This is a genomic window from Flavobacterium sp. JAS (genome assembly GCF_020991455.1).
Classification (GTDB): Bacteria; Bacteroidota; Bacteroidia; order Flavobacteriales; family Flavobacteriaceae; genus Flavobacterium.
This window is the reverse complement of the sequence record NZ_JAJMOX010000005.1, coordinates 188,384-201,373: the sequence shown is the minus strand read 5'-3', so window position 1 is coordinate 201,373 and position 12,990 is coordinate 188,384. Positions and strand designations below refer to the sequence as shown.

10 protein-coding genes are annotated in these 12,990 nt (G+C 32.5%); 8 read left to right on the top strand and 2 right to left on the bottom strand.

The window, feature by feature from the left end:
* Positions 1-7 precede the first annotated feature (7 nt).
* Complete coding sequence (locus tag LPB88_RS08835) at positions 8-922, top strand: YeiH family protein (protein ID WP_370635824.1); 915 nt, start codon at positions 8-10, stop codon at positions 920-922.
* A 14-nt stretch (positions 923-936) separates the two neighbouring features.
* On the opposite strand, the gene LPB88_RS08830 is transcribed toward LPB88_RS08835, so the two are convergent.
* A complete protein-coding gene (locus tag LPB88_RS08830) occupies positions 937-1,887 on the bottom strand; it encodes a hypothetical protein (protein ID WP_230714695.1) in 951 nt (316 codons plus the stop codon).
* 349 nt (positions 1,888-2,236) lie between these two features.
* On the opposite strand from LPB88_RS08830, the gene LPB88_RS08825 reads away from it, so the two are divergent.
* A complete protein-coding gene (locus LPB88_RS08825) occupies positions 2,237-3,253 on the top strand; it encodes a glycoside hydrolase family 5 protein (RefSeq protein ID WP_230714693.1) in 1,017 nt (338 codons plus the stop codon).
* Between the two features lie 168 nt (positions 3,254-3,421).
* Entirely contained in the window at positions 3,422-4,420 is a 999-nt protein-coding gene (locus tag LPB88_RS08820; protein WP_230714692.1) for a zinc dependent phospholipase C family protein, read from the top strand.
* Positions 4,421-4,675: 255 nt separating this feature from the next.
* Here LPB88_RS08820 and LPB88_RS08815 read toward each other — a convergent pair whose 3' ends face one another.
* On the bottom strand, positions 4,676-6,766 hold the full coding sequence (locus tag LPB88_RS08815) for an LTA synthase family protein (RefSeq protein ID WP_230714690.1): 2,091 nt from the start codon (positions 6,764-6,766) through the stop codon (positions 4,676-4,678).
* Between the two features lie 202 nt (positions 6,767-6,968).
* Here LPB88_RS08815 and LPB88_RS08810 point away from each other — a divergent pair, with 202 nt between their 5' ends.
* From LPB88_RS08810 to hisC, 5 genes are all read left to right on the top strand, one after another.
* Positions 6,969-7,634: a response regulator transcription factor gene (locus LPB88_RS08810; protein WP_230714688.1), complete on the top strand. Its 666-nt coding sequence runs from the start codon at positions 6,969-6,971 to the stop codon at positions 7,632-7,634.
* A complete protein-coding gene (locus tag LPB88_RS08805; protein WP_230714686.1) occupies positions 7,635-9,035 on the top strand; it encodes a HAMP domain-containing sensor histidine kinase in 1,401 nt (466 codons plus the stop codon).
* 310 nt (positions 9,036-9,345) lie between these two features.
* Entirely contained in the window at positions 9,346-10,203 is an 858-nt protein-coding gene (gene hisG, locus LPB88_RS08800; protein WP_230714684.1) for an ATP phosphoribosyltransferase, read from the top strand.
* Between the two features lie 123 nt (positions 10,204-10,326).
* Positions 10,327-11,619 carry a histidinol dehydrogenase gene (hisD, locus tag LPB88_RS08795; RefSeq protein WP_230714682.1) on the top strand — a complete coding sequence of 431 codons (1,293 nt, stop codon included), beginning with the start codon at positions 10,327-10,329 and terminating at the stop codon, positions 11,617-11,619.
* 121 nt (positions 11,620-11,740) lie between these two features.
* Positions 11,741-12,787 (top strand): histidinol-phosphate transaminase, encoded by a 1,047-nt coding sequence (hisC, locus tag LPB88_RS08790; RefSeq protein ID WP_230714680.1) that lies wholly within the window; start codon positions 11,741-11,743, stop codon positions 12,785-12,787.
* Positions 12,788-12,990: the final 203 nt, after the last annotated feature.

The window sequence follows — 12,990 nt, the reverse complement described above, 5'->3', positions numbered from 1 at the left end:
TCTTTACATGCAACAGGCAATTTTTATTTTAATAATTGCTTTATGCTTATTTTCGATTATTTCTCCGCCAATTGCATTATTACTAGGAGTTATAATGGTGAACATTTTCGGAAATCCATTCGCAGAATTCAATAATAAAGCGATTACTTATTTATTGCAATTTTCAGTAATTGGTTTAGGTTTCGGAATGAATGCCACAAGCGCGCTTTCTGCCGGAAAAGAAGGTTTTCTATTGACTATATTTTCAATTTTCAGTACTTTAATATTAGGTACATTTTTAGGAAAATGGCTGAGAACTGATAAAAAAACTTCACATTTAATCTCTTGTGGAACTGCAATTTGCGGAGGAAGCGCCATTGCAGCTATTTCTCCTGTAATTAAATCAAACGAGAACCAAACTTCAATTGCTTTGGGCGTAATCTTTATCCTGAATTCGATTGCATTATTTGTTTTCCCGTTCATCGGGCATCAGCTTAATCTGTCTCAACAAGATTTTGGTTTATGGTGTGCTATTGCAATTCATGATACAAGTTCTGTAGTAGGCGCTGCCAATAAATACGGGGCCGAAGCTTTACAAATTGCTACAACTGTAAAATTAGCAAGAGCTTTATGGATTATTCCGATATCACTTTTGACTGCGGTAATTTTTAAAAGTAAAAATTCAAAAATTAAGATTCCTTACTTCATTGGATTGTTCATTCTGGCAATGCTTTTTAATACTTATGTACCAGAAACTGCTATTGTAGCACCGCATATTGTGGGTATAGCTAAAATTGGTTTAACGATCACTTTGTTTTTAATTGGAGCTACTTTAAATATAAACACCTTAAAATCAGTAGGAGTGAAGCCTTTACTTCAAGGAGTTTTATTGTGGATATTTATTGCCTGTTTAGGTTTGGCTTCAATATTATACTTCCATTAAAAAAAAAAACGAGTTTATTTTACATTCGAGAACTTGACAATCGGTTTACCGGTCATTTTGTATAATTTTCCTTTAAATGAAAAATGCTTTTCAATCTCAAAGTTAAATTGCTTTTTTGTTTTAGCCATTGCAGCTATTTCCTGAGGTAGATTAACTTCAAATTCATCGTTTGCCTGCGCAGCTTTATCAAAAGAGCCCTTTGTCTTAATAATAATATCCCTAAAATGTTTTTTAGTGTTTTCATTTACAACAGTATAAGAACTTGACCATTCTGCACTTGCAACATTGCTAAGCTGATAATTGGAGACTTCCATAATTGGTTGGTATTTGCCTTCAAACCCTGCGATAAGATAAAGGAAACCTTCATAAGGACCGCCGGCGCCGCCATTAGCATGCAATAATGTAAAGGCATACTGGTCTTCGCCAATTTCGACAAGTTTTGGAGAAGGCGCTTGCGCGAATGAGCCAAAGGCAGCAACAGCAGGTTGAAAAGATCTCATTTGCCAAATCTTGTCATTCTTTGCAAACTTAGCTACGCCAACAAGACCTCCAGAGAATCTACCAGTTTGCAAACCATCTTCATCATAATCAGAATGATTAAAAAATAACAATTTGAATTGATTTCCTTTGGAGTCTTTATAATCGATATTGTTTAATATTCTTGTGGCAACACCTCTTGTGTAAGGAAACATTTGATCACCTTCTACCTCATTTACATCCTTGAATGCGTTGGGTTTACAACTTTTGCAATTCCAACTTATAAAAGTATTATGGTCTGATAAGTTGTATAATTTGCCGGGAAATAATTTCTGCATTGTTTTTACGGCATTCAACGGATCAGATACTTGCAGTGTTCTTTTGGTATTTAAAATAGTATCGCTAACATTTTTTAGTTGCACAATATCTTGTGCTGTACAAATCGAAGAGAAAATAAGAGAAAAGAGTATGGCTTTGGCTAAATTCATTAAAATGGAGAATAATATTTAGATTCAAATTTACGTAGTTTTTTCAATGTATACTTTCAATGAGGTTTATATTTTCTTTAAATCGTGAAGTTATTTTTAAAATGTTTTTTCGGGATGATTCTGTTTGACTTACAACCATTTTCAAAGTTTTAAAGAAAGCTTTCCGTTGTCATTAATTGATATTTTTAACAGTAACGTTGTAATTGGTTTATTTTTAAATAGTTAAAATGAATATTTCGTATTACAGTTTGATAAAATATAATCGGTTTTATCTTACTGAAAACTAAATATTTGCAATGAATATTTTTTAGGGACTTAAAATCTTCACTAATTTTTTAAAAACTATCTTATGAAAAAACCACATTTTATCGAACAAAGTTTTAAGCTAATTGCTGTTTTGTTCTTAGTTTTAAGTGCTTCACTTTTTGTTAGTTGCGATAAATCTGATTCAGAACAGTCAACTCCTGAAGCAAAACTTGTTACTGCTGAGAATACTGATGTAACAGCAGTTTCTAATTTAACATCGAAAACGACATCAAGTTTTGGAGATATCGGAAATGGTGTAAATCTGCAGCCTTCTTATTATAACGGAGGAAATTGTGATTTAGGCTGGAATTTAATGAAACAAAATACTAAAATTAAAACCGTTAGAATCGAAGTAGAGCCAGGGCAGGAAACCAATGCTAAAAGATGGATTTCTGAAGCAAAGTCAAACGGATTTATGGTAATTGTTAGTTATCATAAATCGAGTGTATTGGGTTCGGACAGTACCACAGAATTGAATGCTGCCGCTACATGGTGGAAGAACAATTACAGCAGTTTAGGAGGTAATTTTATTATTAATCTAACCAACGAATGGGGAAGCCATAATATTACTCCCGCTGCATTTGCCGCTGCGTACAATACAGCAATTACTGAAGTAAGAAAAGTCTATAGTGGCACGATTATTATTGATATTCCGGGTTGGGGACAAGAAACTGCTACGGCTGCTTGTGCGGTAAAAGGCTGTTCTACCGGACAAACAGTAATTAATGATACTAAAATTATTCTGTCAGCTCATATTTATCCGGGAGCTTATAATCAGGCCAAAGGGCGTTATATGAATACGTCTGACATTGATGATTTGGCTTCATCCGGCAGGCCTTGTATGATTGGAGAATTTGGAAATAGTGGAGGATCTGGTGCTGATTGGTCCGGAATTGTTGATTATGCCAAGAATAAAGGATGGACTATTTTAGGTTGGGCATGGAATGGTGATGGCGGTTCTATGAATATGATAACGCCCCAATTTCAAGCTTATACAAGCGGAAGTCCCAAAACATATACAACATCTTCTTATTTTAGTATTGTTTACAATAAATTGTAATTAATAGTTTTTCAGCCACAGCGCTATAAATGAAGTATCTGTGGCTGAAAAATTCTCAGTTTGCCTGTGGTTTTATCGAATTTAACTAAATTAACACAATATTTGTTAGTATTCTTTTGAATTATCTTTAAATGAGATTAAATTTGCCCCCTCAAACAAAATTACAAAATGAAAAACTTTACAATGAAACCAAAACTAATCGCATTTTTTGCTTTAGGACTTGGATTTTTGACACTATCTTGGGGAATCGTTGGTCACGAACGTATTAATAAAGCCGCAGTTATGGCTTTGCCACAATCTCTACAAGTGTTTTTTTATAATCATATCGATTTTATTACTCAGGAAGCTTCTGTACCGGACATTCGTAAATATGCTTTAAATTATAAAGATGAAAATCCGAGACATTATTTTGATATGGAAAACTTTGGTTCTGCTGATAGTTTGCCAAAAACCTTAGAAGAAGCAAAGAAAAAATACGATGATAAGTTTTTAAATAATAACGGAATTTTGCCTTGGTATATCGAAGATATGATGGCAAAACTAACTAAAGCTTTTAAAGATAAGAACAGAGCTGAAATCTTATTTCTTGCAGCAGATTTAGGTCATTATATTGGTGATGCACACATGCCATTGCATACGTCTGCAAACCACGATGGACAATTGAGCGACCAAAAAGGAATTCATTCACTTTGGGAAAGCAGATTGCCGGAGTTATTTGCAAAGAATTATAAATTAAATGTGCCTCAGGCAACTTATTATCCAGATGTTCATAAAGCAATTTGGGATATGATTAATGATACTCATAGTTTGGCAGAGCCTTTATTGGCTATAGATAAAAAACTAAGAACATCAACTCCTGAAAACGAAATCTATGATATGGATGCTGATGGAAAAGTTGTTAAAACCAAGTACAACTCAGCTAAATTCTCTGATAAATATGCGGCTAAATTGAACAAAGAGCTAAACGGAATGGTTGAAAGCCAAATGAAAAAAGCAATTACTGCTGTAGCAAGTTTTTGGTATACTGCATGGATAAATGCAGGAAAACCAGATTTAAGCAAATTAGATTCAAGTGAAATCACACAGCGTAACAATCAAGCATTGAAAGATGATCAAAAATTGTTTCAGGATGGATACTTATTTGGTATGCAAAATCAGAATGACTAGAAATTGTTTCAAGTTTTTTTAGTTTTATGTTTCAAGTTGAAATGCGAGTAATGAAAACTTAATAATTAGATCTAATAAAAGAGCCTCAAATTCATTTGAATTTGAGGCTCTTTTATTTTTATGCTTGACGAAGTAATGTCGAACTAATCTTTGTCAAAGTTTAAAACTTTGACAAAGGTGTCATTGATAATTCTTTAGTAAGTTTTGAGATTTAAACTTGGAATTTGGAATTTAAAAAATTGGAATTTTTACAACTTAGTTTTGATATTTCTTCTTCTTCAACATATCCGAAGCCGCTTGATAGAACGAGATAGTTTCATTTACCAAATCTGTTCTTTCCATTTTCATTGGAATTTCGTTGTAATCGATTTGAAATTCAGGAGCAATACCAGGTTTTGTGTCGATTTTAAGCTCAAATTGTTTTACTTGTTGCTTAGGAGATAAAATAGTCAAAACATTATCTTTTATCAAACCTAAATCCTGATAAGTTGCAATAAAAGCTCTTGGTTTGTAGTCAGGTTTCAAAACGTCCTGACCAAAGAATTTACTTTCATAGCTAAAATTCAGTAACCCAAAAAGCGTTGGCATAATATCTATTTGCGACATTAGCTGATTGTATTTTACAGGTTTTGCGTCAGGCGTGTAAATAAAAGCAGGAATTCTGTATTTATCTAACGGAAGTTCTGTTTTTCCGGCACTAGAAGCACAATGATCAGCAACAATGACAAATACGGTATTCTTGAACCAAGGCTGTTTGCTGGCCATTTCAAAGAATTTTCTCAAAGAGTAATCCGTATATTTTACTCCGCCATCACGAGATTTTATATCGCCCGGAATATCAATTTTATTGTTAGGATATGTAAAAGGTCTGTGATTACTCACTGTCATAATATGATTAAAGAAGGGCTTGTTTTCCTTTGCTTCGGCGTTCATAACCTTAATTGCTTTGTTGTACATGTCTTCATCACAAACTCCCCAAACATTCGAGAACGTAATTTCTTCAGGAGAAAACCTTGATTTGTCTACAATTTGGTAACCGTTTCCGGAATAAAAATCCTGCATATTGTCAAAAAAAGCATCTCCGCCATACATGTATTTTACATTGTATCCTTTTTGCTTGAAAATAGCTCCTGTGGAGAATTTATTTTTGTTATCCTTTCTCTTTACAACACTTTCGCCGGCAGTTGGAGGCAAACATAAAGTCACGGCTTCAAGTCCGCGAACAGTTCTGTTTCCAGCCGCATACAAATTAGTAAACAGTAAACTTTTTTGCGCCAAACTATCTAAGAAAGGTGTAATGTTTTGTTCGTTTCCGTACATTTTCATAAAATCTGCACTGTAACTTTCGATTGTAATTAAAACCACATTTTTGCGATTTTCAAGAGAATCAGCAGTTATAGTTCGCTTTGTATCTTGTCCTGAAATAGTAGGGAATTGTTGTTTTAAAAGCGCAAAAACTTCTTCGTTTGGAAGCGTTTTGTAAAATTTAAAATAGTCCAAATCACTATTTTGGAAAGCCAAATAGAATTTATATAATCCGTTCGCTTGTAATTCGTTAACGAAAACATTCTTAGAGTTTTCTGTTTTTGTAAGAGTTGGAATTGCAATTAAAGAGACAGCAAACAGGCAAAGGTAAACCAAACTAATTTTTACTTTTTCTCCAAGAGAAGGGATATTATCAATGTAGCTTCTGGATCTTTTTAAAATGAAATAAGTAAAAATTCCAGTTACGATAAATAAAGCCGAGAATATCGGAATTACAGGATATGATTGCATAATGTTTCCAATAACCTCATTGGTATAAATCAAATAATTTACAGCAATAAAATTGTATTTAACACCAAACTCATTCCAAAAGAAATACTCGCTTAATCCGTTTTGTAGAATTAATAAAACATAAAAGAAAATTACAAAAGCAAATAACCAATATCTAATCTTGTCTCTTAGTTTAGGTAGGAAAAGCAAAAGGGCAAAAAGGGCTATTTTAATTCCAATAAAAATCAGGACTATCCTTGGTAAAGCACCACCGTATTCGTCAAAAATACTTTTACCGGACGCCACATAAATAAAAAGACTTAGAAAAATACCAAGTATAATATAACCTGAAGGTTTGTTGTATTTAGAATTTGAAATAAATATTAAATACAGCCATAAAAAAACACTTGCTACAACAAAAACAAAAAAGTCCGAAACAAGACCTAAAGAGAAGATTTTTAAACTCTCCAGAATAGTAAAAGAACTTTGTGTTATTGGGTGAAAAAACAAAACTATTCGTAATATAAAGCTTACAATAAAATAGAATAATGCGAGATTAAAAAATGGGGAAAGTTTCTTGTAAAAATTCATGAAGCTATTTTTTTTGACAAAATTAATCTTAATATATTAGTTTTAGATTAAGTTATACTTTCATATTGCTTAACTTTATCTTAATGTTTGCTTAAGATAAGAATATTTCTACTATTCTTGTGATTTCGAGAAGTTTCTGAGTTCGTTTTTTTTATCTTTGAGGGTAAAAATTCCACATTTTTAATATAAATTTTATAATTAAATGCACATTTTAATAGTTGAAGATGAATTGGGTATTGTTCAGTTTTTGCAGCAAGGTTTGCAGGAAGAAGGGTATCAAGTTACCACCGCAAATGACGGCTCAAAAGGTTTTGAATTGGTTCAGAATCAAAACTTTGATTTGATTTTATTGGACTGGATGCTTCCTAAAATAAATGGTTTAGATTTATGTAAAGCCATAAGAGTAAAGAATCAGACCACACCAATTATTTTTTTAACGGCTAAAGATACGGTTCAGGAAGCCATAGAAGGCTTAAAAGCTGGAGCAAACGATTATATTAAAAAGCCTTTTAGTTTTGAAGAATTGGTAGAACGAATCAAAGTTCACTTTAGAAATCATAAAGAACCGAAAATTCTAACTTTAGGTACCATTAAAATTGATTTGTCGAAGCACATTGTTTTGAAGAATGAAGAAGAAGTAGCACTGACCCAAAGAGAATTTGAATTGTTGACTTATTTAATCCAGCATAAAGGAAAAGTTTGTACCAGAAACCAAATTTTAAAAGATGTTTGGGAAATAAATTTCGAGTACGATACGGGTGTAATTGATGTTTTTATGAATGCTATCAGAAAAAAACTCAATTTAAAAATTGAAGAAGATTATATTAAAACAATTCGCGGTATTGGTTATATCGCTAACGATTTATAAATGTTGCAACTTTCTTTTAAAAACAGAATCGCTTTAAACTATATCATCACCACTGGTTTGTTGATTTTGGTGGTTTTTTCAGTTATTTATTTCATCGTTAAACATACCGTTTATAGTCATATTGATGAAAATATTAAAGTTGAAATCCACAATCACCTAGAAGAAATTAAACAAAAAGAAGGTAAAATAATTCTTATTGATCAGGAAGAGTGGAATGAACGAGAACATAATACAGTGGATGTGAATCCTGTTTTTGTGGAATTTTTAGATCTAAATAAAAAGATTATCGATAAAGCGCCAAATCTTAAAACGCAAACCTTAGAATTTAAAGATTCTGTAGAAGATTTTGAACTGTTTGATGCAAAAATGGGAGATCATTCCATTAGACAAGTTCAGGTTCCGCTTCATATAAAAAATAAAAAAATAGGATATATTATTGTTGCAATGTCGCTGGAAGATTCTAAGCTGGTACTTAATAATTTGTTTGATGTTATGTGTCTGTCTTTTTTGGCCATTTTAGTGTTGCTGTTTTTCATTGCCCGTTTTTTTGCTGGCAGAAGTATAAAACCAATAAATGCAATCATAACTACTTCAAAAATTATCACGAGAGATAATTTAAAAGCCCGAATTCCACTGCCCAGGACGCGAGATGAATTGTATACGCTTTCAAAGACAATAAACAATTTATTAAATCGAATTGAAGATGCTATTGAGCGTGAAAAACAATTTACTTCTGATGCGTCTCATGAACTAAGAACCCCTTTAACAGTTATTAAAGGGACACTTGAAGTTTTAGTTCGCAAACCTCGTGATAACAAGGAGTATGAAGAAAAAATTAATTATTGTGTAAAAGAAGTTGATCACTTGAATTTGCTGGTAGATCAATTGCTTTTGATGGCGCGTTTTGAAAATCAAAGGCAAAATATCAAAGCAGAATCAGTTCATTTAAACGCATTAATTTTAGATGTCTTAACATTAAATTCAGAGAAAATAAACAAGCAAAATATTAGTATTAAGTTCAATGCTTTTGAAGATTATTATATAAAATCAGATAATTTTTTAGTCATTACGATTTTAAGAAATATCATTTCGAATGCAATTAAGTATACAAACAGAGAAGGGGAAGTTTCAATTTTACTTTCCAAACAAAATGAAAAGACAATTTGTACCATCTCTGATAACGGAATTGGGATTGCAAAAGAAGATTTAGAAGTTATTTTTAATCCTTTCTTCAGATCAAATTCTACAGATCATCCAGAAATTAAAGGAACCGGATTAGGATTGTCTATCGTAAAACGAATTACAGAATTACTTCACATTAAGTTTAAAATTGACAGTGAAAAAGGAGTTGGAACTACTGTTGTTTTAAGTTTTAATGATACTTTGAAAACGTTATCGTAAATTCAAAAAATCCAATAAAATAAAGGCTCTTACTTTTTTTTAACAATAAAGTATCGTTAAGTTAAATTAAAAATTGCTTTTTTATGAAATTAACTAGTATATTTGCAACCGAATCAAAGAATTATAAAATAAACCAAGTCATGATTTCTACACAATTACATCATCATCATTTTCATTATTGCTCTCAAGCGATGTGTTAATAGTATGCATGTAAATCATCATATTTTAAAACCCGTTTGAGTACATCAAACGGGTTTTTTTTATGCCAATTCTTTGTACTCAAACTATTAATCCAACAAAAACTAAAAAAATGAGTACATTAAAAATTGCAATTCAAAAATCTGGTCGTTTAAACGAAGACAGCATTCAAATTCTAAAGGATTGCGGTATTTCGATCAACAACGGAAACGATCAGTTAAAAGCTGAAGCTTCAAATTTTCCACTAGAAGTTTTGTACCTGAGAAATTCAGATATTCCTCAATATTTAATTGATGGAGTTGTAGATCTTGCTATTGTAGGCGATAATCTTTTGGTAGAAAAAGGCAAACATATTGAAGTAATTCAAAAATTAGGATTCTCAAAATGCAAGGTTTCTGTTGCAGTTCCTAAAACTTTCAATTACAATTCGATTCAGGATTTAGCAGGTTTGCGTATTGCAACTTCGTACCCAAATACAGTAAACGAATATTTTAGTTCTTTTGGATTAACAGTAGATATTCATCAAATTTCAGGTTCTGTTGAAATTGCTCCAAACATTGGTCTTGCCGATGCTATTGTAGATATTGTTTCAAGCGGAAGTACCTTATTCAAGAATAATTTAAGAGAAGTAGAAGTAATCCTTAAAAGTGAAGCAGTTCTGGCAGTTTCCCCAAAAGTTTCTCCAGAGATTCAAAAACACATCGATACTTTAAAATTTAGAATACAATCGGTTTTAAGAGCACGAAACTCAAAGTATATCTTAATGAACGTACCAAATGATAAAATTGATGAAATTGGTAAGATTTTACCGGTTTTGAGAAGTTTAACTGTTTTACCTTTAGCACAAGAAGGTTGGAGCAGCGTACACTCGGTAATTGATAAAGATACTTTTTGGGATGTAATAGATAAATTAAAAGAGGCTGGAGCCGAAGGAATTTTAGTTTGCCCAATTGAGAAAATGGTATTGTAAAAAGAAATTCCAATTTATAAAAATCCAAATTCCAATTCTCGACAACAGCTTTGCAAACTTAGCGTTTTAAAAGTAAAGAATAGTAAAAAAACTTAGCGCCTTTGCGGTTAAAAAAATAGCAACATGAATAAAATAGACAGTCCAAAACCAGATACCTGGTTAGAAATATTAAAAAGACCGACCAAAACTATTGATGATATCGAAGTTACGGTAAAAGAAATCTTCAAAGAAGTACAGAAAAAAGGCGATGAAGCCGTTGCAAAATATACATCAATCTTTGACGGAATTACTTTAGAGAATTACGAAGTTTCTTCTAAAGAAATTGAAGAAGCTGTTAGTCTGATTTCAAATGAATTGAAAGAAGCGATTCAATTAGCGAAAGCAAACATTTTGAAGTTTCACACCGCTCAAAAAACCGAGCGAATTTCGATTGAAACTACAGAAGGAGTAAATTGCTGGCAGGAAAAAAGACCAATTCAGAAAATTGGTTTATATATTCCGGGCGGAACAGCGCCTTTATTTTCAACTGTTTTAATGTTGGCCGTTCCTGCTGAAATTGCAGGATGTAAAGAAATCGTTTTATGTTCGCCACCAGATAAAACTGGAAAAATAAATCCTGCTATTTTGTACGCAGCTAATTTATGTGGTGTAACTAAAATATTAAAAGTTGGCGGAATTCAGGCAATTGCCGGAATGACATTTGGTACACAATCAATCCCGAAAGTATATAAAATCTTCGGACCTGGAAATCAATTTGTGACCGTGGCAAAACAATTAGCAACACAGTTTGGTGTGGCAATCGATATGCCGGCGGGACCTTCGGAATTATTGGTTGTGGCTGACAATACAGCTGTTCCGGCGTTTGTAGCTTCAGATTTATTATCGCAGGCAGAACACGGGACTGATAGTCAGGTAATTCTGGTTTCGACTTCAAGAAGATTAATTGATGCTGTTGAAGTTGAAATTCAGACTCAGATAGAGCTTCTTCCTCGTAAAGTGATCGCTAAAAAAGCAATTGAAAATTCAAAGTTGATTTATGTTGAAAATGATCAGATTGCGTTAGATTTAATCAACGAATATGGACCGGAACACTTTATTATTTGTTCAGAATTTGATGATTTCTATTGCAACGGAATCGTAAATGCAGGTTCTGTTTTTATTGGGAATTATACTCCTGAAAGTGCTGGAGATTATGCCTCAGGAACTAATCATACGTTACCAACAAACGGATACACCAAAAATTACAGCGGTGTAAATCTGGATAGTTTTATGAAATCTATGACATTTCAGAAGATAACAGAAAAAGGAATTCAGAACATAGGAAGAGCAATTGAAGTTATGGCTGAAGCCGAAGGTTTACAAGCTCATAAAAATGCTGTTACTTTGAGATTGAAGAATTTAGAAGAAAGATTATAGAAACAAGATTTTAGAAGCAAGAGAAAAGAATAAAGATGAAAGAATCAAGATTAGATTTAAGAAATATAGATAAGTCTTTCATCTTGCTTCTAAAATCTTGCCTCTTTAAAAAATTAAGATAATGAAATTCGATATAAATACAATAACACGCGAAAACGTAAAAACATTAAAACCTTATTCGTCGGCACGCGATGAGTTTGAGGATTTTGATACTGCCGAAATGATTTTTTTGGATGCCAATGAAAATCCGTTTCAAAATGGCGTAAATCGTTATCCTGATCCCCAACAGAATTCGGTTAAAGCGATTTTAGCTAAGAATAGTAAGGTAAAACCAAGTCAGATTTTGCTTGGAAACGGAAGTGATGAAGTTTTGGATTTGCTTTTCAGAGCTTTCTGCGAGCCAAAAATCGACAATATTATTTCGTTACCGCCAACGTACGGAATGTACAGCGTTTTAGCAAATATTAATGCGGTAGAAAACAGAGAAGTTTTACTTTCAACAGATTTTCAGCCACAAGTAGAGAAGATTTTAGATAGCGTTGATGAAAACACAAAAATCATCTTTTTATGTTCGCCAAATAACCCAACGGGAAATTCTTTTTCGGATGAAAGTGTGGTGAAATTGCTTCAAAACTTTAAAGGTTTAATTGTGATTGATGAAGCTTATATTGACTTTTCGGAGAAAGAAAGCTGGTTGACAGAAATTGATGAATATCCAAATTTGGTGATTACACAAACGCTTTCAAAAGCATATGGTTTGGCTGGAATTCGCTTAGGAATTTGTTATGCGTCTGAAGCTGTGATTTCGGTTTTAAACAAAATAAAACCACCTTATAATGTAAACGAATTAACGCAGCAAAGAGCAATTGTTCGCTTGAATGATTCTGAAAAAATAAAACAAGAAATAGCTTCTATTATTGAGCAAAGAGAAGAGTTGCTTAAAGTTTTACTTGAAGTGAGTTTTGTAGAAAAAGTGTATCCTACTGAAGCAAATTTTGTCTTGGTGAAAGTAGATAATGCCAATAAAAGATACGATGAATTAATTGCAAAAGGAATCGTAATCAGAAACAGAACAACTCAGCCGTTATGCGAAAATTGCCTGCGTTTTACGATTGGAATTCCAGAGGAAAATGCGGTTTTGATTAAAGAATTAAAGTTATTAAGCTAAAAGAAATAGCCCACAGATTTTACGGATTAAACGGATTATTTTTTCACGCAGATTTTGCAGATTAAAGCAGATTTGTTTTTGATTTTTAAATATAAAATAATCTGCGTGCATCTGCTTAAATCTTTTTGAAATCTGCGTGAAAAAATTAGTGAAATTTGTGACTCGAGCGATAGCGAACAGGCAAAGCAAATTCATGGCAGGAA

Bases quoted from the DNA above. Each gene is read 5' to 3' on its own strand.
- LPB88_RS08835 (WP_370635824.1), top strand. From the start codon at position 8: ATGCAACAGGCAATTTTTATTTTAATAATTGCTTTATGCTTATTTTCG.
- LPB88_RS08830 (WP_230714695.1), bottom strand. From the start codon at position 1,887: ATGAATTTAGCCAAAGCCATACTCTTTTCTCTTATTTTCTCTTCGATT.
- LPB88_RS08825 (WP_230714693.1), top strand. From the start codon at position 2,237: ATGAAAAAACCACATTTTATCGAACAAAGTTTTAAGCTAATTGCTGTT.
- LPB88_RS08820 (WP_230714692.1), top strand. From the start codon at position 3,422: ATGAAAAACTTTACAATGAAACCAAAACTAATCGCATTTTTTGCTTTA.
- LPB88_RS08815 (WP_230714690.1), bottom strand. From the start codon at position 6,766: ATGAATTTTTACAAGAAACTTTCCCCATTTTTTAATCTCGCATTATTC.
- LPB88_RS08810 (WP_230714688.1), top strand. From the start codon at position 6,969: ATGCACATTTTAATAGTTGAAGATGAATTGGGTATTGTTCAGTTTTTG.
- LPB88_RS08805 (WP_230714686.1), top strand. From the start codon at position 7,635: ATGTTGCAACTTTCTTTTAAAAACAGAATCGCTTTAAACTATATCATC.
- hisG (WP_230714684.1), top strand. From the start codon at position 9,346: ATGAGTACATTAAAAATTGCAATTCAAAAATCTGGTCGTTTAAACGAA.
- hisD (WP_230714682.1), top strand. From the start codon at position 10,327: ATGAATAAAATAGACAGTCCAAAACCAGATACCTGGTTAGAAATATTA.
- hisC (WP_230714680.1), top strand. From the start codon at position 11,741: ATGAAATTCGATATAAATACAATAACACGCGAAAACGTAAAAACATTA.